The 24,973-nt window shown below is 32.3% G+C and carries 21 protein-coding genes and 2 pseudogenes; 4 read left to right on the forward strand and 19 right to left on the reverse strand.

Annotation, left to right across the window (positions count from 1 at the left end; genetic code table 11):
• Positions 1-20: 20 nt before the first annotated feature.
• Positions 21-1,730 (reverse strand): Rqc2 family fibronectin-binding protein, encoded by a 1,710-nt coding sequence (locus PY770_RS03775; RefSeq protein WP_275045793.1) that lies wholly within the window; start codon positions 1,728-1,730, stop codon positions 21-23.
• Positions 1,731-1,856: 126 nt separating this feature from the next.
• Between PY770_RS03775 and PY770_RS03780 the strand changes: the two genes are divergently transcribed.
• Complete coding sequence (locus tag PY770_RS03780; RefSeq protein WP_056958569.1) at positions 1,857-2,276, forward strand: MarR family winged helix-turn-helix transcriptional regulator; 420 nt, start codon at positions 1,857-1,859, stop codon at positions 2,274-2,276.
• A 16-nt stretch (positions 2,277-2,292) separates the two neighbouring features.
• Positions 2,293-3,168 carry a DegV family protein gene (locus PY770_RS03785; RefSeq protein WP_056958571.1) on the forward strand — a complete coding sequence of 292 codons (876 nt, stop codon included), beginning with the start codon at positions 2,293-2,295 and terminating at the stop codon, positions 3,166-3,168.
• Between the two features lie 223 nt (positions 3,169-3,391).
• Here PY770_RS03785 and PY770_RS03790 read toward each other — a convergent pair.
• A pseudogene (locus tag PY770_RS03790) lies at positions 3,392-4,342 on the reverse strand (Dyp-type peroxidase).
• 93 nt (positions 4,343-4,435) lie between these two features.
• Between PY770_RS03790 and PY770_RS03795 the strand changes: the two are divergent.
• Complete coding sequence (locus tag PY770_RS03795) at positions 4,436-5,062, forward strand: pyridoxamine 5'-phosphate oxidase family protein (protein ID WP_275045794.1); 627 nt, start codon at positions 4,436-4,438, stop codon at positions 5,060-5,062.
• A 395-nt stretch (positions 5,063-5,457) separates the two neighbouring features.
• Here the strand turns inward: PY770_RS03795 and PY770_RS03800 are convergent, their stop codons facing one another.
• The 7 genes and pseudogenes from PY770_RS03800 to parE all read right to left on the reverse strand — a co-directional run bounded on the left by PY770_RS03800 (position 5,458) and on the right by parE (position 13,814).
• On the reverse strand, positions 5,458-6,129 hold the full coding sequence (locus PY770_RS03800) for a hypothetical protein (protein ID WP_275045795.1): 672 nt from the start codon (positions 6,127-6,129) through the stop codon (positions 5,458-5,460).
• Positions 6,129-7,016: pseudogene (locus tag PY770_RS03805) on the reverse strand (ATP-binding cassette domain-containing protein). Before PY770_RS03805 ends, PY770_RS03800 begins: the two are co-directional and overlap by 1 nt.
• Before the next feature lie 195 nt (positions 7,017-7,211).
• Positions 7,212-7,742 carry a peptide-methionine (S)-S-oxide reductase MsrA gene (gene msrA, locus PY770_RS03810; RefSeq protein ID WP_103429047.1) on the reverse strand — a complete coding sequence of 177 codons (531 nt, stop codon included), beginning with the start codon at positions 7,740-7,742 and terminating at the stop codon, positions 7,212-7,214.
• Between the two features lie 11 nt (positions 7,743-7,753).
• A complete protein-coding gene (gene msrB / locus PY770_RS03815; RefSeq protein ID WP_014082008.1) occupies positions 7,754-8,191 on the reverse strand; it encodes a peptide-methionine (R)-S-oxide reductase MsrB in 438 nt (145 codons plus the stop codon).
• Positions 8,192-8,353: 162 nt separating this feature from the next.
• Positions 8,354-9,295, reverse strand: coding sequence for a manganese-dependent inorganic pyrophosphatase (locus PY770_RS03820; protein ID WP_014082009.1), 942 nt, complete (start codon positions 9,293-9,295; stop codon positions 8,354-8,356).
• Between the two features lie 79 nt (positions 9,296-9,374).
• Positions 9,375-11,840 (reverse strand): DNA topoisomerase IV subunit A, encoded by a 2,466-nt coding sequence (gene parC / locus PY770_RS03825; protein WP_275045796.1) that lies wholly within the window; start codon positions 11,838-11,840, stop codon positions 9,375-9,377.
• Between the two features lie 15 nt (positions 11,841-11,855).
• Entirely contained in the window at positions 11,856-13,814 is a 1,959-nt protein-coding gene (gene parE / locus PY770_RS03830) for a DNA topoisomerase IV subunit B (protein WP_139562271.1), read from the reverse strand.
• A gap of 157 nt (positions 13,815-13,971) precedes the next feature.
• Between parE and plsY the strand changes: the two genes are divergently transcribed.
• Positions 13,972-14,601 (forward strand): glycerol-3-phosphate 1-O-acyltransferase PlsY, encoded by a 630-nt coding sequence (gene plsY, locus PY770_RS03835; RefSeq protein WP_041817764.1) that lies wholly within the window; start codon positions 13,972-13,974, stop codon positions 14,599-14,601.
• Between the two features lie 34 nt (positions 14,602-14,635).
• On the opposite strand, the gene PY770_RS03840 is transcribed toward plsY, so the two are convergent.
• The 10 genes from PY770_RS03840 to PY770_RS03885 form a co-directional block, all read right to left on the reverse strand.
• Positions 14,636-15,526, reverse strand: coding sequence for an aldose 1-epimerase family protein (locus PY770_RS03840; RefSeq protein WP_139562616.1), 891 nt, complete (start codon positions 15,524-15,526; stop codon positions 14,636-14,638).
• An 84-nt stretch (positions 15,527-15,610) separates the two neighbouring features.
• Entirely contained in the window at positions 15,611-16,543 is a 933-nt protein-coding gene (xerC, locus tag PY770_RS03845; RefSeq protein WP_275045797.1) for a tyrosine recombinase XerC, read from the reverse strand.
• Between the two features lie 52 nt (positions 16,544-16,595).
• Complete coding sequence (gene topA / locus PY770_RS03850; RefSeq protein WP_103429042.1) at positions 16,596-18,719, reverse strand: type I DNA topoisomerase; 2,124 nt, start codon at positions 18,717-18,719, stop codon at positions 16,596-16,598.
• A gap of 88 nt (positions 18,720-18,807) precedes the next feature.
• Positions 18,808-19,683 carry a DNA-processing protein DprA gene (dprA, locus tag PY770_RS03855; RefSeq protein ID WP_275045798.1) on the reverse strand — a complete coding sequence of 292 codons (876 nt, stop codon included), beginning with the start codon at positions 19,681-19,683 and terminating at the stop codon, positions 18,808-18,810.
• A 41-nt stretch (positions 19,684-19,724) separates the two neighbouring features.
• A complete protein-coding gene (locus tag PY770_RS03860; protein WP_275045799.1) occupies positions 19,725-20,489 on the reverse strand; it encodes a ribonuclease HII in 765 nt (254 codons plus the stop codon).
• Between the two features lie 2 nt (positions 20,490-20,491).
• A complete protein-coding gene (gene ylqF / locus PY770_RS03865; protein WP_014082018.1) occupies positions 20,492-21,355 on the reverse strand; it encodes a ribosome biogenesis GTPase YlqF in 864 nt (287 codons plus the stop codon).
• A gap of 10 nt (positions 21,356-21,365) precedes the next feature.
• Complete coding sequence (locus tag PY770_RS03870) at positions 21,366-21,587, reverse strand: YozE family protein (RefSeq protein WP_014082019.1); 222 nt, start codon at positions 21,585-21,587, stop codon at positions 21,366-21,368.
• Positions 21,588-21,599: 12 nt separating this feature from the next.
• On the reverse strand, positions 21,600-22,091 hold the full coding sequence (locus PY770_RS03875) for a dihydrofolate reductase (protein ID WP_103423535.1): 492 nt from the start codon (positions 22,089-22,091) through the stop codon (positions 21,600-21,602).
• A gap of 12 nt (positions 22,092-22,103) precedes the next feature.
• Positions 22,104-23,054, reverse strand: coding sequence for a thymidylate synthase (locus PY770_RS03880; RefSeq protein WP_056957794.1), 951 nt, complete (start codon positions 23,052-23,054; stop codon positions 22,104-22,106).
• Between the two features lie 19 nt (positions 23,055-23,073).
• Positions 23,074-24,969, reverse strand: a complete 1,896-nt coding sequence (locus tag PY770_RS03885) for an ABC-F family ATP-binding cassette domain-containing protein (RefSeq protein WP_275045800.1) — start codon at positions 24,967-24,969, stop codon at positions 23,074-23,076.
• Positions 24,970-24,973: the final 4 nt, after the last annotated feature.

The following is a 24,973-nucleotide window of genomic DNA, read 5'->3' on the forward strand; positions in this document are numbered from 1 at the left end:
GATCATTTGATCTGACTCTTTTATTTATTTTCTCGAAGTTGTTCTACGATTTCTTTAGATGGAGTTACAAAAACAGTCTTTTGTCCTGTATAATGAACTAAACCTGGTTTGCCACCATTTGGCTTCTTAACACGTTTAACAGGATCATAGTCAACAGGTACATTAGCAGAATCACGTGCTTTAGAGAAGTACGCAGCTAGTTCTGCAGCTTCAACAATTGTTTGTTCAGAAGGATCAAAATTTCTAATAATTACATGGGATCCATGAATCTTTTGAGCATGAAGCCAAATATCACGTTTATCGGCAGTTTTTAAAGTCAACTGATCATTTTGTAAGTTATTTTTACCGACTAGAATCGTAGTTCCGTCAGAAGAAATGAATTTTTCTGGTTTGCTTACCTTAATTCTAGTTTTCTTTTTAGCTTTAGAATGGTCACGAATATAACCACCAGATTTAAGTTCTGTTTTAATATCAAACAAATCTTCTGGGTTCGCAATTTGAATTTGAGCCTCAATATTTTCAAAATAATTAATTTCTTCAGTAGTCTTTTCAATTTGTTCATTAAGATATTTCAAAGAATTTTTCTTTTTTTGATATTGCTTAAAGTACCATTGTGCATTTGCTGAGGGGGAGAGCGAAGGTTTCAACTTGATTTCGATTTGATGATTATCATCGTAGAAATTATCTAGTTTAACAGTCTTATCTCCTGGCTTTACTTTATGAAGATAGGTCATTAAAACTTCACCTTTAATCCGATAATCATCTGAATGCTTATTCTCATCAAGAGAACGTTCCAATTTACGTAGTTTATTTCGATTCTTTTTTAATTCATTTTTGGTAACTTGAATTAATTGTGATCCTTGCTCACGAACTCGTTCACGTTTAACTTTAACTTGAAAATACTCATCAAGCATTTCACTTAATGTATCAAATTGCTTTAGTGATTTCTCAGTTGCAAATGGAAATGCTGAAAATACTAACTTTTCATTTTCATCAGTTGCAATGGTAGCTTTTGCATTATTAAATTTTTCAAAAAATGATTTAAACTTGCTTTCAATAGTAGATCCTGTAGCATGTAAGGCATCTGCTAAGGCTAGCGAGGTATCTTTACCAAGTCCTTGAAACATTTTTCTCAATTCAATAGACAATACATTAACATTAGGAAACGATTGCTCTAATGATTTAAGTTTGCTAAATTCAACTTCACCAAATGGATTAACACTATCTTGTTTGGGGGGATTAATATATTTTGAACCCGGTAAAAGGGTTCTATAACGATTTTTATCTGAGCCAATTCTTTTTACAGCATCAATTATGTTACTGTTTCTTGCTTCAACTAAAACAATATTACTGTGACGTGCCATAATTTCAATGACAATCACCAATTCTTCCATATCACCTAGTTCATTTCGAGAATTAAAGTGAAAATGAATGATTCGATCACTATCAACTTGATGAATTTTAGTTATAAAACTTCCTTGAATATGTTTTCGCAAAGTCATTACAAAATTACTAGGAACCTTTGGATTAACAAAGGGAACTTTTGTTGTTTGAACACGTGCATAAGAAGGATTAGCTGATAATAATACTTGATAATTTTTAGAATTTGATCTAACTGTTAATATAATTTCATTTAAATAAGGTTCGTTAACTTTTGTAACTCGACCATTTAGTAACTCACTTTTCAACTCTTTGGTCATAGAGTGGGTAAATGATCCATCAAATGACATATTGTAACCTCTTTTTCTATTAGTACCTCTAGTATAAACTATCAAACCATTTTCTTGTAGTAAATTGTATTTACTCAATCTTGTATTACACAATTAATGCTATAATTAATTACGGAGGTTTTTCCTATGAAAAATAGTCTTACTGCTTTACGTGAAATTAGTAAATTACAACAACAACAATTACAAACTTTAACTAAAGGAAATAATTTAACAATCTCTGAATGGCAATTACTTTTATCAATTTCAAATGGATTTAATAAGCAAGAAACTCTCTCTAAAAAAATGGAACTGGATACATCAACCTTATCAAGACAGTTAAAAAGATTAGTTGAAAAGGAAATGGTTCATAAAAAAGCTATTGGAAAAGATAAGCGTCAACTAGTATATACAATTTCAGATTTAGGAAATAAAGCAATTGTTGATATTGGAAATAATTATACAAAAATTAAAGATCGAATTTTTGAACAATGGTCTGATGAAGAAAAAAACATGTTAAAAATTTTGTTAAACCGTTTGGAAAATAGTATGAAAAAAATTAATAAGTAAAAAGGGTGATTAGTAATTGAAAACAGCAATTTTAACTGATAGTTCAGCTTATTTGTCAACAGAAGACATCAAAAGATATAATATTCATGTTATTCCGATTTCAGTTGTTTTTGGTAATGAAAGTTATCGAGAAGGAATCGATATCGATAATGCAGAATTTTATCGTAAATTAAACGTTTCTAAAAAGCTTCCAACAACCTCTCAACCGCCGATTGGTGAATTAATTGAAATATATAATCAATTAGCTGATGAAGGATATGATACAGTTATTAGTATTCATCTTGCATCTACAATTTCAGGTTTATTGAGCCAAGTGGCCAATGTTGCAACGATGTTAGATAATATTCGTGTAATTCCTTTTGATTCAGAAATCACAGTTGCTCTTATGGGAGATTTAGTGAAATACGCTGCTGCATTAGCCAATATTGGAACAAATCCAGATGAAATTATAAAAAAACTTGAAGAACAACGTAGTACCATTAATGAATTAATGGTTGTTGATGATATTAATAATTTAGTAAAAGGTGGGCGATTATCCAACGCAACTGCTTTTATTGGTGGCTTATTGAACATCAAGCCAATTTTAACTTTTGATAATCAAACAGATGAAATTGTAGCATTTGATAAAGTTAGAACGATGAAACGTGCATTAAAACGTGTTGAATCAATTGTTACTGATGATCTTAAAAATATTGATTATAAAGTAAAGTTTTTTGTGATTGATGCTAATGATCGTAAAGCTGGAGATACATGGGTTAAAAGTATCCATGAAAAATTTCCAAACATTAAAATTGAACAAGGATATTTTGGACCATCAATCGGTGCTCATCTTGGAGAAAAAGCGTTAGCACTTGGATGGGAAAAAGATATTAATTTCGATGAAATTAAATAAAAAGTCATTCTTTAGTGAATGGCTTTTTTTAATAGGTGAATGATGAGATATTTAAATTCTTTTTCTAGTTTACATAATATATATTATACGAAGTAGCGTTAAAATTAATAAATCAAGTTAAAAAGCAATTACGTATTACGAATTGACATATCTAACAATATTTTAATTAAAACAAAAAGTTCTAAAACATTTATCGTTTTAGAACTTTTAAATAATTATTTAATTAATCTTCTGGATTTAATTCACCAGCAGCAATCGCATCTAGCATTGGTCTTGATGGTACAAAATATAAAGTTCCAGTCTTTAAAGTTGAAAAAGTTAATAAGAAATCACTCATATCAACCATTTGTTGCAACATTTCTTTAGTAACACTCCAATGTCTAGCATATCCCATGAAATAAGTACCGGTTTTATCACTTGCTGGATCATAAAATGGTACATTCATACGGACAATTTTATTTTCATCACCAGTATTGGAAGCTAAATTATGAGCATTAGTATATTTATCTTCGTCTTCTAATTCTAGGTCAGAAAATTTTTCTCGCCCAACCGCTTTATCTTGGTGTTCAACTGTCATTTTATTCCAAAAATCCATATCGTGAATCCATTTTTGGGTAAATAAATACAATCCGTTCACAAACTCAGGATCTTCATCACCAATAATTGCATATGGTGCTGCATTCTCAACTTGTGGATCTTCTGTACCATCAATGAATCCGATGATTGCACGACCTTCAAGGTATCTAAACCCTTTTACTTCGTCTAAAACATTAGTAAAATCTTTTAAGAATTTGCAATATTGGGTAACAACTTCATATACAACTGCTTGGTTCTTTGCCCGAATATGCAAGAAAATATCACCGTCTGTAGCTGGCATACTATATTCAGGTCCAGTAACACCTGTAAAATCTTCTAATTCTTTTGGTTTATTAGCTTTAGGGAAAAGATAATTCCAAGCTTTGTTACTAAACCCAATTGCTACTCGCAAATCAGCTTCGGGTTCTCTAATTCACATTGAACGAATAATTGCTTGAGAACGATCGGCAAATTCTTGAATTCCAGCTTGAGCTTTATCTTGATCGTCACGTTTTAATTCTAAAGAAACAAAATCGACATTTTATCCGACATCTTTCCAAACAGCTTGAGCTTTATCTGGTTCCATTTTAACTACCATAAAAATAATCTACATTTCTATTATAACAAATATTTCAAGAGATTTTGGGCTATAATAGAAATTGTGAAACATTTTACACATTGGAGGCATAACATGTACTTAAAAAGATTCATTGAATTATTTATCGCATACGCTATTTCATTTTTACTTGCCATCTTGGTAATTGGATATCCATTTAATTTTCAGCATCTAACTTCAATTATTTTAGGAATAATTGTTGGATATTTGGTTCTGATTGTTCCCCTAACCTTTCTTACTATCAAGAAATTAACAACTCGAAAAAACGCTAGCGGTGTTAATAGTAATGAAAACAAGTTTTCTAAGGTCTTAAATAGCTTACCTGCGTTCATATATTTAGCAACTAAGAATACAGATGGCATAATTAGCAATTCAATTATCACTTATGCTCAAAGCTCTGAAAAAGAAAATGTCTTTTACGTGGTGACGTCTGCCACAACTGAACGGGCAAAGAATATCTCAAAAAATTCACAAGTCGCAATTGCTAGTCTATTTGATCAGAAAACAAGATTACGGTTTTCATCTAATCAAGCAACTGCTAAGTCAGTCACAGATTCTGAACAGGTTGAAAAATTAGCAAATGATATTCCACAGATTAAGCAATTAGACGAAAATCTTCATGATAAAGCAATTATTATGATTACCATTAATTCTGCAATCATTGAATCATTTAGGGATCGTCCTGAAATTATTAATTTTTAAAATAAAACAGATCATGACAGTTAGTTATAAAACACTATCATGATCTATTTTTTTATTTTAAGTCTTTTTTTGCTTGATTGTAGCCAATCATAAAATCAACAATTTCTGTGAGCCGATTTTCTAAACATCCATAAAGTAAAAAATAACCAGTTATATCGAGTGCTTAAAGCATTGATATAGCTGGTTTTTTCTTTATCCTGATAGTTTTAAGAATTAATGAATAACATCAATTTGGTAGTCAAATGGTACCAAATGATAATCTGGTTCATGAAAGTTGCCATTTTCATAATTATCTTTCAAAAAATCGTGAATCTTTTTAAAATCATTCATCAACAATCCCCCTTAACTTTTAATTTTAAATTTCCATAAAAGTGCAATAATTTCCGGAATACTGGTTAAGATAATTGAAAAGATAAAGCAAATAGCTGGGTTAAGTAATTCCCCACCAAGAATAGATGCTGGATTAATTGATTAACGTAATATCCAGGAAATACCCTTTGAACATTAGTCAGAATTGATACCCAATCTGACTTAACCCAGGTATAAAATGGAACAATCAAAAAACTAATTACCAACATAGTCAAAAAACTAGATGCATCAATGGCCCTTGCATTAAAAAATTGACCCAATGTAAAACCAAACAAGCTTAAATAACAACCCAAAATGTTTAAAATTATAATTAATAAAACAAATTTTAGGCTAAATTTAACGTGACCAATCAAAAACGTAACGATTAAAATAACTAAACAAATGATCGTATTTAAAACTAATTGGACAATGATTTCATCATACAACCATTTTAAAATCATGTATTTGGAGGTTGCAATTTGTAATTCATAGAAATTTTTCATGGAATTAATTGATTTGGCAAACGAAACTAAAGAGTTTCCCGCAATTCCAATCAAACAACTAACAGTAAACCAAATATAAGCATATTTAGTTTTATAAAAACCACTCGTTTTGCTCATCATTACTAATGCTATGTACCAAAAAAACGGAGTTAAAATGGTAAAGAAAATAAAGCGCTTATTTCTAAAGGTATTTTTAGTCATTAAGTAAATATTCATTATTCCACCTCACTATTATGTTGACGATACCATTGATCAATGGTTTGATTATGCGAATGAATGGTTGCTACTTTTTCATCGCAACTAATTTCACCATTTTTTAAAAGAATAACTCAATCAAAATAATGGTCAATTTGATTAAAATCATGAGTAATTGTAATGACAGTTCCTTTAATTTGATCCATATACCTCCAGAAAAAATCAATTGTTTCTAAATCCATTCCTACCGTTGGCTCATCTAAAATTAATAGTTTCGATGGTTTAATGGAACTAATTAATAAATCTAGTTTTCGTTTTTGTCCTCCAGATAAAGCTGAAACAAATTGTTTTTTCTTATCTAAAAGTCCAAATTCGTTAAGAACTTCATCAATATTTACATTAGTTAACTTACTTAATGAAATGGTCAGCTCAATCATTTCTGATACCCGAAAACTTTCAATTAAAGTATTTTCCTGAGTCATCAATCCAAAGTCCAGATTTTGATTATAGTTACGTTCAACTGTACCTGAAGTCGGTTTTAACGACCCACTAATGATTCTTACTAAAGTAGTTTTACCAGCACCATTACTTCCTAAAAAGGCAATTCTTTCATTAGCAGAAACTTGTAAATTAATATTGCGTAATACAGGGGTATCAAAATCCATTTTAATTCCTGAAAGCTTTAACAATCGTTCTTTTTCAATTTTATTACCATTAACTAGTTCATTTAAATCAACGTTAAAGATTTGGGATAAAGAAAGTAATTTATCTAAATCAGGAATGGAATCCCCCTTTTCCCATTTAGAAACTGATTGCCGTGAAACAAACATTTTTTTAGCTAACATTTCTTGCGATAAGTTTTGTGCTTGTCGTAATTTAATAATTTGTTTTCTAAATTGATTTTGCATTTTAGATCTCCTATTTTTGATTCGATATGCATATCTGAATTTAAGTATACCTAAATAGTTAGAAAAATCTACAAAACCCCTGTTATCAAACGATTGCATAGCCCGCAACCAGCAGTTGCACATTGATTGCATTATACAATAACAACAAAAAAGACCTATGATTTTATCATAGATCTTAATTTATTAAACTAATGATTATTTATTTTTCCAAATAGCTTGTTTAAATTGTTCTCTTCCACCCATTTCCTCCATTTCAGCCCGAAGTGGATTCTTTTTATAGAAATCTTGATGATAATCTTCAGCTGGATAAAATGGTTTAGCAGCTTCAATCTTAGTTACAATTGGATCATCAAATTTTCCAGAGTCTTCTAATGTTTTTTTTGAAGCTTCTGCAATTTTTCGTTGTTCCGGACTATTTACAAAAATTATAGGACGATAACTATCGCCACGATCTTGAAATTGTCCCATTGCATCAGTTGGATCAGTTTGCCGCCAATAAATATCGACCAGTTGTTGATATGAAATTATTTCTGGATCAAACGTAATTTTAACGGCTTCAGTATGTCCAGTTTTTCCGCTGCAAACTTCTTCATAAGTTGGATTAGCCACATGTCCACCAGTATATCCAGATACAACTGATTCAATCCCTGGCATCTGGTCAAATGGTTTAACCATGCACCAGAAACAACCACCTGCAAAAATTGCAGTTTCTGTTTTTTTACTCATTTAAAAACCTCTTATTTAATTAATTTTTTGTATTCCCCGTAGCCATCTTTTTCAAGATCAGCATATGGAATAAATTTTAAAGCAGCCGAATTAATGCAGTATCTTAAGCCACCTTTATCAGCAGGACCATCAGGGAAAACATGACCTAAATGAGAATTTCCATCAGAGCTTCTAACTTCCGTTCTAATCATCCCATAAGATGTATCCGTGTTGTTTTTAATTGCATTCTTATCAACTGGCTTAGTGAAAGCTGGCCAACCACAGCCAGAATTATACTTATCATCAGAAATAAATAATGGTTCACCAGTAGCTACATCAACATATAAACCTTTTTCAAAAAAGTCATCGTACTTACCAGTAAAGGCTGGTTCGGTCGCTGCTTCTTGTGTAACCGCATATTCTTCCGGGGTTAGCTTTTGTTTAAGCACATCTTCATTAAATTTACTCATCATTTATTCCTCCATGTTATTTATTAACCTAATGATAGATTAATTATAATAGATTGCAAGCAATCTAACTTATTGATTAGAATATTTTAACAAAAAGCGATTGAATTCAAAAGGAATCCAACCGCTTTTTAATATTCTTGTTTTTTAGTAAACAAGAATTTATTATTTTTCAGCTTCTAATTGCTCAGTCAATGGTGGAACAACTTGTTTCTTACGAGAAACAACTCCAGGTAAACTCATGACATCATCGTCATTTAATTTATTAGCAAAGGCAGTTTCCACGATTGCTTTTGGTTCACCAACTACGATCATTTCTGAGTTACTGGTTAACACGTTCGTAACTAAAACTAAGAATAAATCATAGTTTTCTGCTTTAGCTTCTTCAACCATGGCAGTTTTAATGTCGGCAAGTCGTTTGTTAATATCTTCCAAATCAACAACGTTAATTTGATCGATTCGAACGTTTTTACCACCTAAAGTGAATGATTTAGCATCACTATCAATTAGTTCTTTGTCTGATTTAGCATCAACGTTGGTTCCGGCTTTAAGCATTTTAACACCGTAATCTTCGATATTATCTACTCCAGCAATATCAGCTAAAGCTTGTAAAGCATCACGGTCAACGTCAGTAGTGGTTGGTGATTTAAGTAACAATGTATCAGAAATAATAGCTGACATCATAAGACCAGCAATTTCTTTAGGAATATCAATTCCTTCTTCTGAGTACATTTGAGTAATCACCGTTGAACAACAACCATAAGGGGCTGCACGGAAGTATAGTGGTTTAGCTGTGTTAAACCCATTAATTCTGTGATGATCAACTACGTGAGTAACTGTCAAATTAGCAATATCATTAATACTTTGTTGTGGTTCATTATGATCAACTAACATTACTTTATCAGTTTCAGGTTCAGCATTTTCCACAATCCGAGGAACCTTAACACCAAAGTAATCCAAAACAAATTTAGTTTCAGGATTAACAGGACCTAAAGCTACTGCTTCAGTATCGTAACCATCTTGTTTTTCTAAATATGCTAGTGCAATGGCAGCAGCAATTGCATCTGTATCAGGATTTTTGTGTCCAAAAACTAATTCTTTAGTCATTTAAATAATCTCCTTTAAATTCTTATAATTATACTTTACCACAAAGATAATTAATATCCTACATAGCGGATAAATAACTTTAAACTAAACTAGTAATCTCATCACTTTCTGTAGCAACTGGTTGATGATTAATTGAAACAGGTACACCATCAATTTTAACATCAACTTCTGGATTTCCATTAGAAGTACGATTTGAAAAACCATGTTCTTCTAAAATAACATCATGTCCATTTAAGTGATCAGTATAAATGGTTAAAATTTGATCATCAGGATTAATTCTAACAAAATTAGCGAGTAGATTCTTACGAGTCTTAAGATCACGTAAAACTTTAACCCCTTTACGTGCTCGGCTGGTAACAGGAATTTCATTTGTTTTTATTTTTTTAAAGTTACCATTTTGAAATACTAATGCAAGCGGTGAATTTTCATTAACTAATTGGGCATTAACGACGACATCGTCTTTACTCAAACTAATTGCTTTAGCACCAGTTGTACGAGCCCCATTAACAGAAACTTCACTAAGACTATAACGAAGAGCTAGACCTTGTTCTGTCATAATCAGAATGTCACTAGCATCTCCATTAGGAATATACTCAACATCAACAACTGAATCTAATTCATCTTTTAGTTTTTCATAAACAGTTGCACGGCTCTTATAAGTTCTACCTGGCAATAATTTTTCAAATTCGGTTTGTTTAATATGACCAGACTTTGTTGTAATTACAAAGTTACCTTGTTCTTTAAGGTTAGGAAAGGCAAATGACGCGAGTACTTTTTCATTAGAATCAATTCCACTTAATTGAGAAATATGATCCCCCGTATCTTTCCATTTAACATCATCTAATTCAAATACTGGACGATAAACTAAGTTACCTGCATCAGTAAAAATAAATAATGAATCGCGGGTACTCAATTGTTTAATAAAGACTGGGCAATCTTCGTCTTTTAAACCATTATCAGTTAATTCAGACGCTTTATATGAACGAATACTACTGCGTTTTAAATAACCATCTCGAGAAACCATGACCATAACTTGTTCATCTGGAACAACTACTTTTTTACTAATTTTGATATTCTCAATTTCTGCTTCAATTGTTGAACGTCGTGGACTGCGATACTCTTCCTCTAAATCCCGTAACTCATCAGCTAAAACGTGATCTAGTTCTTCTGGATTAGCTAAAATTGATTTAAATTCAGCGATTTTAGCCGCTAAATCAGCATTTTCTTTCTTTAACTTCGTTACATCGGTGTTGGTTAAGCGATAAAGTTGTAATGCAACGATGGCATCCGCTTGCTTTTCAGTAAAATCATACTCACTCATTAAATTATCACGAGCATCTTTACGATTTGAACTAGAACGAATGGTACTAATTACTTCATCAAGAATTGAAAGTGCCTTGATTAATCCTTCGACAATGTGTTGGCGTTCTTGTGCCTTATCTAAATCAAACTTAGTTCGTTTAGTAATTACCGAACGTTGATAATCTAAATATGTGGCTAAAATATCCTTTAATCCAAGTCGCTGGGGACGCATATCTTTAATAGCAACTACATTAAAGTTATAGGAAACTTGTAAATCAGTGTTTTTATACAAATAATTTAAAATTCCCTTTACTTCAGCATCACGTTTCAATTCGATGGAAATCATTAATCCAGTTCGATCAGAATCATCTCGGACTTCTGCAATTCCATCAACTTTTTTATTAATTCTAATTTCATCAATTTGTTTAACTAATTGTGATTTGTTTACTTCGTAAGGAATTTCAGTAACTTTAACTAATTTTTTACCACCACGAAGATCCTCAATCGTACTACGTGAACGAATCATGATTTTACCATGACCGTCTTTATATGCCTGCTTAATTCCATCTATTCCTTGAATGATACCACCAGTAGGAAAATCAGGACCTTGCACAAACTTCATTAAATCATCGAGCGTGGCATCCGCATGTCCTTGTAAGTAGAGTAAGGCATCAATTACTTCACCTAAATTATGAGGAGGGATTTCAGTTGCATATCCAGCTGAAATCCCAGTGGCCCCATTAATTAATAAGTTAGGCAATCGAGCTGGTAAAACAGTGGGTTCATACTCAGTATCATCGAAGTTTAAAACCCAGTCAACGGTTCCTTTATCAATATCTCGAAGCATCTCACCAGCAATTTTACTAATTCGAGCTTCTGTATAACGCATAGCTGCAGGAGGATCACCATCCATTGATCCATTATTACCATGCATATCAATTAGTGGTTCTCTTAGTTTCCATGATTGACTCATTCGAACCATCGCATCATAGATGGAACTATCACCATGGGGATGGAAATTACCCATTACATTACCAACTGATTTAGCAGATTTTCTGAAACCCTTATCATAAGTGTTTCCGTCTTTATTCATTGAATAAAGAATTCGTCTTTGAACAGGTTTCAACCCATCACGAACGTCTGGCAAAGCCCGTTCTTGAATAATTGCTTTTGAATAACGACTAAAACGTTCATCCATAACGGATGCTAAGGAAAGATTTTTAATTTCAGCTTCTTTTGCCAATCATTTCACCTCCTATTATTTTGTATTATCTAAAATACTTCCTTCATCTTCAAGATTAAATTGAACATTATTTTCAATCCAGTCTCGACGTGGTTCTACTTTACTTCCCATTAAAGTTGACACTTGACGTTCTGCAACAGCAGCATCATCAATTTGTACTCTAATCAAAGTTCGATGTTCGGGATCCATGGTTGTTTCCCATAACTGGTCAGCATTCATTTCCCCAAGGCCTTTAAATCTTTGCAATGTCATTCCCTTAGGAAAGTCTTTTCTAAGAGAATTTAATTCTTCATTGGTCCATGCATATTCAATTTTAGCTTTTTTACCTTTACCTTCTTGTAGTTTATAAAGTGGTGGCAAAGCAACGTAGACATGACCAGCTTCAATCATAGGACGCATAAACTTGTAAAAGAATGTCAATAACAGAATTTGAATATGAGCCCCATCATCATCGGCATCCGTCATAATAATGATTTTGTCATAATTAGCATCTTTTAATTTAAAATCATTTCCCATACCAGCACCAACAGTATAAATAATTGTGCTAATTTCTTCATTTTTCATGATATCAGCTACATTTGCTTTTTCTGTATTAAGAACTTTCCCTCTTAAAGGAAGAATGGCTTGATGCTTTCGATCACGACCTTGTTTAGCTGAACCTCCAGCAGAATCACCTTCGACTAAAAATAATTCATTTTTAGCAGCATCTTTTGATTGGGCGGGCGTCAACTTGCCAGATAGTAATTTTTCTTGTTTCTTTTTCTTTTTACCATGGCGGCTCTCTTCTCGAGCTTTTTTTGCTGCTTCTCTAGCTTTTCGAGCACGTAATGCTTTTTGAACTAGTGTATTAGCCAAATCACCGTTTTCCATTAAAAAGTAAAGTAATTGTTCATCAACAACACTATCAACGATTGAACGTGCTTCTGGTGTTCCAAGTTTTTCTTTAGTTTGGCCTTCAAATTGAAGTCCTTCTTCAGGAACACGTAATGCAATCACTGCAGTTAATCCTTCACGAATATCGGAACCGTCAAGATTTTTATCTTTCTCTTTTAAAATGCCAACTTTACGAGCATATTCATTAAAGGCCTTTGTCCATCCGCTCTTAAAACCAGCTTCATGAGTACCACCATCTTTGGTACGTACATTATTAACGAATGAAAGCATGGTTTCAGTATAGCCGTCGTTATATTCTGCAGCTACTTCAACTTCAATCCCTTGCTTACTACCATCAAAGTACATGACATCGCCAAGTACACTTTTTCCTTCATTTAAATATGCAACAAATTCCTTAATTCCATCATCATATTGGTAAACTTCTTCACGCTCTTTGCCTTCTCTTTCATCGGTAAGGGTAATTTTAACCCCTTTCAATAAAAATGCTGATTCACGTAAACGGGTTGCTAAAGTATCAAAATTATACGTAATCGTAGTAAACATTTCTGAATCAGGTTTAAAGGTAATCGTGGTTCCATTGCCAGCTTTAGTTTTACCTAAATTACGAAGAGTTCCAACTGGATGACCACCATTTTCAAAATCTTCTTGATATTTTTGATGATCTCGCACAATCTCAACCGTTAAGTGACTTGATAGTGCATTTACTACACTAGAGCCCACACCGTGCAATCCTCCAGAAGTTTTATATCCTCCTTGACCAAACTTACCACCAGCATGTAAAACAGTTAAAATAACCTCTGGAGTAGGTTTACCAGAAGCATGCATTCCAACCGGCATTCCCCGACCATGATCGACAACTGTAATACTGTCATCTTTATGAATTGTTACATTTATTTCTTTTCCGTAACCTGCGATTGCTTCATCGACAGCATTGTCTACAATTTCGTAAACCAGATGATGTAAGCCTTTACTATCAGTAGAACCAATGTACATCCCTGGACGTTTACGAACCGCTTCTAATCCATGAAGAACTTGAATTGAGGAAGCATCATACTTTTCTGAATTGTTTAATTTCGTCATATGCTGAAAACTCCTTTTCGTCTGTATTTTATAATAACTTATTTAGCATGTATTGCAAATAAAGGATTTATCAATACCTTTTTATCTTGTAATCTGTCTTATTTAGATAATTAATGCTAAAATTATGATTGTTCATATTTAAATCTTTGGAGGAAAAATGATTAAAATAATTATTCTTTTATTGATTGCATATCTACTTGGATCAATTCCAAGTGGAGTTTGGATCGGTAAAACATTTTTTAGCATTGATATTAGGAGACATGGTTCAAAAAACATCGGTACCACTAATACTTACCGTGTTTTAGGGCCAGTTGCTGGAACGATTGTTTTATTTATGGATATTGGCAAAGGATTTATTGCAACTTGGCTACCGATGTATTATGGAATTAGTTCATGGTATCCACTGGTTTTTGGTGTAGTTGCAGTTATCGGACACACTTTTTCGATCTTTGATCATTTTAAGGGTGGAAAGGCTGTCGCAACTAGTGCAGGAATGTTATTGGCGTATAATCCAAGATTTTTCTTAATTGCAGCTATCGTCCTTGCATCCTGTATCCTAATTACAAGTATGGTGAGCCTTGGAAGTATAATTAGTTTCATCATGATTATTTTTGTTTCATTCTGTACTCATGATAAAGCACTTACTTTAATTGCTTTCTGCCTAACCTGCTTTGTGATTTATCGTCATCGCAAAAATATCATAAAAATTATTCATGGAAATGAGAATCTAGTCCCGTTTGGTTTTTATTATTGGTATTTAAAATATATCAAAAAATCAATTAAATAATAAAAAGACTTTCAATATTGAAAGTCTTTTTATTTTAGAAAAATGTAATATCAAAATTGGCAACAAATTCTTCGCCGCAACATAATCGGCTAATATAATTTTTATTCCTAATAAATCCTGTACTATTTTCTGAATCAGCAATTCCCCACCATGGTTCAATACAAACAAATTCAGATTTAGTGGGGTAAGTTGACCAAACTCCAAAATATTGATTTTTATATGCTGTTAATGATACACCATGATGCGATTTCTTAGATTTAAGCGTAAAAGTAGTTTGCTTATTAGCTTCGACATCAAAAATTCGAGCATCATCTCTAAATAGTTCGTGACTAATCTTAATTGGATTACCATCAATACTAAACTTAGATTGATTGGAAGTTGTTAATCCGTTTTTATTTAATTCAATTAACGAATAATTTTTTTCAGGCTTTACAACCAACTCATAATCACTATAACTTTCTTCATCAGGATTGATTGGAACTTTAAAACCTGGATGAGCACCAATTGAAAAGTACATGGAATGTTCATCTTGGTTTTTAACTAACATTTGTATTTGTAAAGTATCTCCAACAAGAATATAAGTTACAAACAATTCAAACCTAAATGGATAAATCTTCATGGTTTTAGAGTTTGATTTTAACAAAAAAATCACTTTCGTATCATTAGAGTCAATGATTTCAAATTTACTATCGCGTGCAAAGCCATGTTGATACATTGTATATATTTTTCCATCATAGTTATATTCATCATTTTTTAAACGACCAACCATTGGAAATAAAATTGGAGCATGTCTTTTCCAATAATTTGGATTAGCTTCCCAAATATACTCGAGCTGGTGAGAATTTTTAACCGAGATTAATTCAGCTCCTATTTGATTAATTTTAACGGTTAAATCTTCATTTTTTAATGATACAATCATTGTCATTCTCCCCGCAAATAATTCTTTGTCTCTCTATTCTGACATGGATTAATAGCTTTGCAAAGAAAAAACATAAAATTTAAAAATATCTTAATCTGGATTCTCATCATCACGCCGTTTAAAAAAGTTTTGATAATTTTTTAACAATTTTTCTTTGGTAACATGCGTATAAATTTGGGTGGTTGATAAATTTGCATGACCTAATAACTCCTGCACAGTTCTTAAATCAGCCCCATTATTTAACATTTGAGTAGCAAAAGTATGTCGTAACATATGAGGATGAATACTTGTATTTAATCCACTTTTTTTCATAATTTGGTTTAAAATGTATTCTATTCCACGACTAGTAATATGTGAACCATGTTGATCAACAAATAGGTAAGGATGCTGTTTATTAAATTTATCCATTAATACATTCCGACTTTTATGAATGTATTCAGTGATTGCATCATTTGCATATTTACCAAAAGGCAGGTAACGTTCCTTATTCCCTTTACCAAGTACAAGCATCATATTATTAGATAAATCGACATCGTCAAGTGTTAAATTAGCGCACTCACTAACTCGAATTCCCGTGCCATATAAAACTTCTAATAAAGAAGTATTTCGATATGCTAATAAGGGATTTTTAGCTATTTTAGCTGTTTCAAAAAGTTTATCCAATTCTTTATTATAGAAGAACCGAGGTAAGTGATTAGTATGCTTTTTGATGTTTACATATACAAAGGGATTATCTTCCACAATTTGATTGTTAACCAAAAAATTGTAAAAAGAGCGTAAAGAAGACATTTTCCGAGCAATTGTATTGTTATTATCTCCAAAATCATGTAAATGACTTAGGTAGACTTCCACATCAAAACTATCAATCAAACTAAAATCTTTATCTACACCAGAATCTGCTAAAAATTCAGAAAATTGTGAAATATCATCATGATATGCTCGGGCTGTATTATCTGAGTATTGACGCTCATTAATAATATATTTAATAAATAGTTGAATTAATTTTTGATTACTTTGATTCATTAGAATCACCTACTCTATTTAAAAAAGACTGTTCAAAAAGAACAGTCTCTTTTTATTTAATTACATTTTCTTCATAATCGCCTTCAGGACAAATTACTTGCCATCCGCCACGAACCTTCTTATTAACCAAGAAATGTCCACACTTAGGACAATCACGACCAATTGGTTTATCCCAAGTCACAAAATCACAATCAGGATAACGCGAACAACCATAGAATAATCGATTTTTCTTAGTTTTCCGTTCGATAACTTGACCTTCATGACACTTAGGACAAATTACTCCAATTTCTTTAACAATTGTTTGTGTATTACGACAATCTGGGAAACGAGAACAGGCAAAGAACTTCCCATATTTACCCATTTTTTCTACCATAGGAGAACCACAAATATTACAATTAAATCCGGCCAACGGTTCTTTAATTTGAACATCTTCCATTTCTTTTTCCGCATAACTAACTTCTTTAGAAAATGGTTGATAGAACTCACTTACTAATTTGACCCATCTAAGTTTTGCTTCTTCAATATCATCAAGTTTCCCTTCAATATCAGCTGTAAAATCAACATTTACAATTTCTGGGAAATATTCTTCAATTAATTTATTAACGATTTCACCTAATTCTGTTGGTACAAACCGACGGGCATCAAGTTTAACGTAATAACGTTTTTGAATCGTCATCAAAGTAGGAGCATAAGTCGATGGTCGACCAACTCCGTTTTCTTCGAGAGCCTTAATTAAGTTTGCTTCTGTATATCGAGCTGGTGGCTGAGTAAAGTGTTGATTAGGAACATTATTATCTAAAGTGACGTGATCACCAATTTCAAGATCGGGAAGAATATTATCTTTCTCTTTTCCTGCTGAATAAGCTTTTAAATATCCTTCAAAATTAAGTTTTGAACCGTTAGCACGATATTCGACCCCATTTTGAACTACTTTAACAGTTTCTGTATCAACAATTGCGGGTGTCATTTGACTAGCCACAAATCTTGACCAAATTAAATTATATAATTTGAATTGATCTTTAGTTAAGTATTTTTCAATCTGCTTAGGGGTTCGCATAACTGAAGTAGGTCGAACAGCTTCATGGGCATCTTGAGAACCTTCAGGAAGTTTCAATTTCCGCGGATGATTCAAGGCATACTCTGGACCATATTCATCATGAATGAATTGGGCTGCTTCGAGCTTAGCTCCTGCAGAAATTCTAGTTGAATCAGTACGCATATAGGTAATCAATCCTTGACTACCTTCTTTACCAATGTTAATTCCTTCATACAATTGTTGAGCAGCCATCATGGTCCGACCAGTTTTAAAATGCAACTTTTTATTTGCATCTTGTTGTAAGGTACTGGTAGTAAACGGACGAGGCGGTTGTCTTTTCTTTTCTCGTTTTTTAACATCCGTAATTTCAAAATCAGCTTTAGCATCAAGCTTCTTTAGAACATTTTGAACATCATCATTATTGCCTAAAGGAAATTTCTTACCATCCACACCATAAAAAGATGCTTTAAACTTTGAACGTCCCTTTTTAAAAATGGAATCAATGGTCCAATATTCTTCTGGATTAAAAGCTTGAATTTCACGTTCTCGTTTAATAATAATCCATAGTGCAACGGATTGAACTCGTCCAGCACTAAGCCCTTTTTTTACTTTTTTCCAAAGAATTGGGGAAATTGAATATCCCACCAAACGATCAATAATCCTTCGAGCTTGTTGAGCATCAACTAAGTTCATATCAATCGTACGCGGATGCTTAAAGGCATCTTTAACTGTTTCTTTAGTTATTTCGTTAAAGGTTACTCGATTTTTATCATTAACATCTAAATTTAATACATGAGAAACGTGCCAAGCAATTGCTTCACCTTCACGATCAGGATCGGAAGCAAGAAAAACTTCTTTAGCTTTTTTTGCCTCTGCCTTTAACATTTTAATTGTGTCACCTTTACCACGAATTGAAATATAATCAGGTTTAAAATCATCCGAAATGTCAATTCCCATTCGACTTTTAGGTAAATCACGGATATGTCCTTTACTTGCGACAACCGTATAGGTTCTTCCTAAGTATTTACTAATGGTCTTTGCTTTAGCAGGTGATTCCACAATGACTAATTTTTTATTCGTAGTACGCTTTTTTTTACTTTTTGCTGTTGTTTTCTTTTTACTAGTCGTACTAGTGGCCATTAAATCTATCCCTCATTTATTTTTTCTACATATATAGTTATTTTTTATTTGAATTTCTAAATCATCATATTGCAGTTTTTTTATAGTGTCAAATGATAATGCGTCCTAAGACGTCTCTTTCATCAAGACAAGGTTGACAACCTGCGGCAATTAATTCGTTGGAACCTGCCGAATAACTGCTATTAACATTACCAGGTACTGCAAGGATATCACGATTATTTTGTAAAGCTAAACTTGCTGTAATCAACGAACCAGATTTAAGTCTTGCTTCGACAACTAATAATTTTTGTGAAAGTCCAGCAATAATACGATTTCGTTCAACAAAATGATGTTTGCGCGGACCAATTCCAGAATCATATTCGCTCAAAACTAAATTATTTTTTGTTAGTTCAATTTGAAGTCCTTGATTACTTCGAGGATAAAAACAATCTAATCCCGTTCCCAAAACTGCAATTGTTTTTCCCCTATTAGCTAAAGCAATCTGATGTCCAAGCGTATCCACTCCTTCAGCCAAACCAGAAACAATTACATAATGACTAATTACATTCTGACTAAAAATTTTTTTCATAGCCTGAACTGCGTACTTAGAACATTTTCGAGAACCTACCACACCTAATAAATTTTTTTCGTTTAATAAATTTAAATTACCAGCATAAAATAATATCACCGGTGGCAAATACATCTCTTTTAATTGTTCTGGATAGATGTCATCAAAAATTGTAATCCATTTTTTTCTCATAGCCTGATTAACCATAATATTTAAATCGCGACTTAGAAAGAAAACTGCAAACTTTTGATAATTTAAATGATGCTCTCTGAGTAAATTAATAGTCATGGCTTGAACTTCTTCAATATCTAAATTACCAATATTTTCATTTTTCAGCCACTGATAAGCTAAATTTTCTCCCTTTAAACCAATCCCCGGACACAATTTAATTCTTAATAACAAAGTTCTTTTATCCATTTAACTAGCACGCTCCACTTTTAGATAGATACGTAATTAGTTTATTTTTGAGTTAGATCTTTAACCGGGGCAAAGGTTTTACGGTGAATTGGGGTTACCCCATATGTTTCTAAAGCAGCTAAGTGTTTTGGGGTACCATAACCATCATTATTACAAAAATCATATTCTGGGTATTGCTTATGATACTTAATCATTAAATCATCACGCGTTACTTTAGCCAAAATACTTGCTGCTGCGATTGAGTTTGATTTTGCATCACCTTTAATTATTTTTAATTGTGGAATGTCCAGATCTATATCCATTGCATCAATTAATAATTGTTGAGGCTTAACATCTAATGATTCAACTGCTTGTTTCATTGCAATCCGAGTCGCTTGATAAATATTAACTTCATCAATTACATGATTATCAATAACAGCATAAGCATAACTAATTGCTTGTTCCTTAATTATTTCAACTAATTCACGGCGTTTCTGATCAGTTAATTTTTTTGAATCATTAACCTCTAGAATTTTAAAATCATGTGGCAAAATAATTGCTGCTGCAACCACAGGTCCTGCTAATGGACCTCGACCGACTTCATCTATTCCAGCAATTAAGTTAATCCCTTGACTCCAGAAATTAGTTTCAATTTCAAATCTTTTTTCAAAATCATTTTCTGCTTTTTGTTGACGTGCAATTCTACCTTGAGTTTGTTTAATGATATTTTGTACACCCTTACGTTTATCATCCTTATATAACGAAAAAAGCGGGTCCTGTGTTTCTCGAACTCGCATAAAAGATTCTTTAATTTCTTTAATATTCAAAACTATTCTTCTCCAACAGAAATTTTATCTGGAAAGTCTAAAGTATAACGTCCTAATTTACCTTTTCTAACATCATTAATTATCCGATCTGAGGCACGTTCATAATCATCGCGCATTCCTAGATTTGCTGTAATTTTAAGGAGCAAATCTGGATTACTTAACTCGAAATCAGCATCTGTTAAATGATAACGATTCTTTAGCTCTTCTCGATGATTCTGTTTGAAAAAGTCTAACGCAAATAATGCTACATCATCACTATGAAATGAGCTTTCTCGAATTGCACCTGTTAATGAAAGTTTTTCTGCAATCTCTTGAGATTGAAATTTAGGCCACAAAATTCCGGGCGTATCTAATAATACTAATTTTCCATTAGAAGTTAGCCATTGTTGCCCTTTTGTAACTCCAGGTCTATTACCAACCTGTGCAGAACGTTTACTAACTAATTGATTTAGCAAAGTTGATTTACCAACATTAGGAACACCAACGCAAATTGCTTTTAAAGCCTTTCTATCATATCCCTTATTACTTTGGGATTCTAAGTAATCTTTTAAAATACCTTCAGAAATATTTTCAATTTTTTTTCGAACTCCATTAACTTTAGAATCAATAGCAATTGCTCTAATTCCTTGTGATTTAAAATATTCAATCCATTTTTTTGTCATTACAGGATCAGCTAAGTCAGCTTTAGTTAAAATCATTAAGCGGGGTTTGTCACGACTAATTCGTTTAACTTCTGGATTAATTGATGTGTATGGAATCCGAGCATCTACTAATTCAAACACAATATCTACTAATTTAATGTTTTCCTCGAATTGGCGGATTGCTTTAGCCATGTGACCCGGAAACCATTGAATATTACTTTTCATAATTTCTCCCTTAATCTAAATAAGCTAAGTATTTTTGCCATGCTTCATCAAAAATTGTCATACTTGGTAAATATCCAGCATTCTCTTCCAAATATTTTGAAATAATTTCAAAATTATTTTCGTGCTTTGGAAATTGAGTATCGAAGAAAGCATTATTAGCAAATTGTGAGATTTCATCATAACCATTCGGATTTCTTTCGGTCATTAAATATTCATAAAAGCTTTTCCTCATTAATAAAACCTCTTACTTATTTTTTCTTTGATAGATTTCGAAATGATGAGGATAATCAAGATTATCTTTCCCATCAATTTTCTTAATTAATTTAAAATTATCATAGTTAATCTCAACCATTTTTGTATCACCGTCAACATTTTTATCAATCTTTGTACGATACAAATAATCAGTATAAGGCAAAAGTTCTTGATAAATTGCTCTTCCTCCAACTACAAAAATCATTTCATTTGGAAATTTATTTGCATATTGCAAAAGGTCATCTTTTGAATTAAAAACGGTAACACTTTCTGGAAATTCTGATGGGTCTCGATGAGTTAAAATTAAATTTTTTCGCTTTGGTAATGGCCGACCAAAACTTTTAAAAGTTGTATAACCACAAATAATTTGATGATTAAGGGTTGTTTCTTTAAAAAATGCCATGTCATCGGCAATATGCCACGGAAGATTTCCATTCTTACCGATTACTTTGTTGGCAGCTTCTGCCCAAATAAATGCTAACATGTTAACTCCTTATTAAACTGCCACAGCACCTTTAATTGCACTGTGATGCTTATAGTCTTCAATTTTAATATCATCCATATCATAGTCAAAGATACTTTCTTTTTCAGGATTAAGCCATAATTTAGGTGCTTTAAAAGGTGTTCTAGAAAGTTGCTCCTTAATTTGATCAACGTGATTCAAATAGATATGTGCATCACCTAATGTATGTACAAAATCACCAGGTTCAAGGCCACATTCCTTTGCAATAAGACTAGTTAACAATGCATAACTAGCAATGTTAAAAGGAACCCCTAAAAAGATATCGGCACTACGTTGGTAAAGTTGACAACTTAATTTACCGTCGTTCACATAAAACTGAAACATTGTATGACATGGTGGTAATGCCATATCGTCAACATCTTCTGGATTCCAAGCAGAAACAATCATTCGTCGTGAATTTGGATTAGTTTTAATCGTTTCAATTACCTTTTTAATCTGATCGATTGTTTCACCAGTACTGGTTTTCCACTTTCTCCATTGACTTCCATAGACTAAGCCTAAATCTCCAAATTTCTTAGCAAATATTTCGTCATCAAGAATCATTTGGCAAAACAATTTTTTTTGTGCAAGATATTGCTTTTTGAATTCGGGATCTTTTTGAGATCTAATCCCAAAATCAGTCATATCTGGTCCAGTATATTCATCTGAATTAACCCAACGTTCAAAAGCCCATTCATCCCAAATATGATTATTATTTTTCAATAAATAAGCAATATTAGTGTCTCCTCTTAAAAACCACAATAACTCACTTTTTATTAATCGAAAAGGTACGCTTTTAGTGGTTAATAATGGAAAACCCTGGGATAAATCAAATCGCATTTGTTGTCCAAAATAACTAATAGTTCCTGTTCCCGTTCGATCTTCTTTTTTGTGTCCATTTTCTAATACAAACCTTGCTAAATTTAAATATGCATCTTCTAACATTAAAAAATTCTCCTAATTATTATTCAGCAAATTCGCTCAAATATTCCCAACGAGCAACCAAATCATCTGATTCTTTGTTTAAATCATCTAATTTTCGTTGTAATTTAGCTAATTTATTATAATCTTCGCCATTATTTTGCATTTCTTCTGTGACCTGTTTAATTTCATTTTCATTCTTTTCAATTTTTGCTTCAATGCCATCAAATTCAATTTTTTCAGCATAAGTAAGCTTAGTTTTCTTTTTCGTTGAATTAGATCTTGCTTCAACTTTATTATCTGATTTTACCTTTGTTTCATTACGCACTTTTTTTTCTTTTTTACTGCTTAGATAATCTGTAAAAATCCCATTATATCGTTCAATCTTAGTATTTCCTTCAAAAATTAAAAGACGATCAGCAACTTTATTAAGGAAATAACGATCATGTGACACAGTAATGGTTGTCCCATTAAAATGCTTAATGTAATCTTCTAGAACAGTTAATGTAGCAATATCAAGGTTATTGGTAGGTTCATCCAAAAGCAAAACATTTGGTTGTTCCATCAATAATTTTAAAAGATAGAGACGACGTTTTTCTCCCCCAGAAAGTTTCCGAATCAAAGTTCCATGCATAAATTTAGGGAATAAAAATTGTTCTAATAAGTTGGTTACACTAATTTTGTTGCCATCTGCATCAACAATATTCTGCCCAATATCAGTTAAATAGCTAATGACTCGTTTATCTTCTGGAATGGTCTCCATCTGTTGCGTGTAATAGGCCATTTTTACAGTTTCCCCAATTTCAATCGATCCCGATTGAATTGGTAGTATGCCGGCAATAGCATTCAGTAATGATGATTTACCGGCACCATTTTCACCACTAATTCCAATTCGCTGTCCATTTTGAATTAACATACTAAAATCTCGAAGGATTGGTTTATTTGCAATTTCAAGGCTTACATGATTAATTTCAATTACTTTTTTACCAAGTCGTTGTTGTCCCATTGCAATATCAAGTTCACCATCAAGTGGTGTTCCTTCTTTGACTTTGTCTTCAAGTTGGTTAAATCTCTCAATTCTAGCATTTTGCTTAGTCGAACGAGCTTTTGCCCCAGTTTTCATCCATTTGAGCTCTTGTTTATACAATTGTTGTTCTTTATGACTGGTAGCAAACTGTTCATCGACTAATTCTGCCTTTTTGGCAACATATGTTTGATAATTACCAGGATATTCATATAAGCCCCCAAACGACAATTCCCAAATATGATTTGAAACCTGATCTAAAAAATAACGATCATGAGTTACAACAATCAATGAACCCTTGTAGCTAGATAAATATTGTTCCAACCAATCGATTGAGTCAAAATCTAAGTGATTGGTTGGTTCATCAAGTAAAAGTAAATTAGGAGATTGAATTAGTACTTGTGCTAAGCCAACTCGTTTTTGTTGCCCACCAGACATTGTACCAATTTTCTGATCCATATTAGTAATCTTTAGCTGAGTTAAAATTGTCTTAACTCGACTTTCAGTATTCCAAGCATCACCTTCGTTCATTTTAGCCTCAGCAGCTAAATAACGCCGTTCAAATTCTTGATTATCAGGATGATTGGAATAATCATTCAAGGCATCTTCATAATGTCTAATAATTTTAAAAACTTTTTGTTTCCCAGCAAAAACTGATTCCATTACTGTCATATCTTCTGGTAAATCAGGTTGTTGTTGTAAATAACCAATTCGATAAGCTTTAGACGTAATAATATTACCAGTAAAATCATGATCAGTTCCTGCAATGGCATTCAGTAATGATGATTTACCACTACCATTGGTACCAATTAGACCAATTCGATCGTTTTCATTGATAATAAAGTCAAGATTCTTAAATAGAACCTTTTCACCATATGTTTTTGTTAATTTATCTGCTCGTAAAGTTTCTACCATAACT

The organism is Fructilactobacillus sanfranciscensis (assembly GCF_029023685.1).
Classification (GTDB): Bacteria; Bacillota; Bacilli; order Lactobacillales; family Lactobacillaceae; genus Fructilactobacillus; species Fructilactobacillus sanfranciscensis.

Bases quoted from the DNA above. Each gene is read 5' to 3' on its own strand.
- PY770_RS03775 (WP_275045793.1), bottom strand. From the start codon at position 1,730: ATGTCATTTGATGGATCATTTACCCACTCTATGACCAAAGAGTTGAAA.
- PY770_RS03780 (WP_056958569.1), top strand. From the start codon at position 1,857: ATGAAAAATAGTCTTACTGCTTTACGTGAAATTAGTAAATTACAACAA.
- PY770_RS03795 (WP_275045794.1), top strand. From the start codon at position 4,436: ATGTACTTAAAAAGATTCATTGAATTATTTATCGCATACGCTATTTCA.
- PY770_RS03800 (WP_275045795.1), bottom strand. From the start codon at position 6,129: ATGAATATTTACTTAATGACTAAAAATACCTTTAGAAATAAGCGCTTT.
- msrA (WP_103429047.1), bottom strand. From the start codon at position 7,742: ATGAGTAAAAAAACAGAAACTGCAATTTTTGCAGGTGGTTGTTTCTGG.
- msrB (WP_014082008.1), bottom strand. From the start codon at position 8,191: ATGAGTAAATTTAATGAAGATGTGCTTAAACAAAAGCTAACCCCGGAA.
- PY770_RS03820 (WP_014082009.1), bottom strand. From the start codon at position 9,295: ATGACTAAAGAATTAGTTTTTGGACACAAAAATCCTGATACAGATGCA.
- parE (WP_139562271.1), bottom strand. From the start codon at position 13,814: ATGACGAAATTAAACAATTCAGAAAAGTATGATGCTTCCTCAATTCAA.
- plsY (WP_041817764.1), top strand. From the start codon at position 13,972: ATGATTAAAATAATTATTCTTTTATTGATTGCATATCTACTTGGATCA.
- PY770_RS03840 (WP_139562616.1), bottom strand. From the start codon at position 15,526: ATGACAATGATTGTATCATTAAAAAATGAAGATTTAACCGTTAAAATT.
- xerC (WP_275045797.1), bottom strand. From the start codon at position 16,543: ATGAATCAAAGTAATCAAAAATTAATTCAACTATTTATTAAATATATT.
- topA (WP_103429042.1), bottom strand. From the start codon at position 18,719: ATGGCCACTAGTACGACTAGTAAAAAGAAAACAACAGCAAAAAGTAAA.
- dprA (WP_275045798.1), bottom strand. From the start codon at position 19,683: ATGGATAAAAGAACTTTGTTATTAAGAATTAAATTGTGTCCGGGGATT.
- ylqF (WP_014082018.1), bottom strand. From the start codon at position 21,355: ATGAAAAGTAATATTCAATGGTTTCCGGGTCACATGGCTAAAGCAATC.
- PY770_RS03870 (WP_014082019.1), bottom strand. From the start codon at position 21,587: ATGAGGAAAAGCTTTTATGAATATTTAATGACCGAAAGAAATCCGAAT.
- PY770_RS03875 (WP_103423535.1), bottom strand. From the start codon at position 22,091: ATGTTAGCATTTATTTGGGCAGAAGCTGCCAACAAAGTAATCGGTAAG.
- PY770_RS03880 (WP_056957794.1), bottom strand. From the start codon at position 23,054: ATGTTAGAAGATGCATATTTAAATTTAGCAAGGTTTGTATTAGAAAAT.
- PY770_RS03885 (WP_275045800.1), bottom strand. From the start codon at position 24,969: ATGGTAGAAACTTTACGAGCAGATAAATTAACAAAAACATATGGTGAA.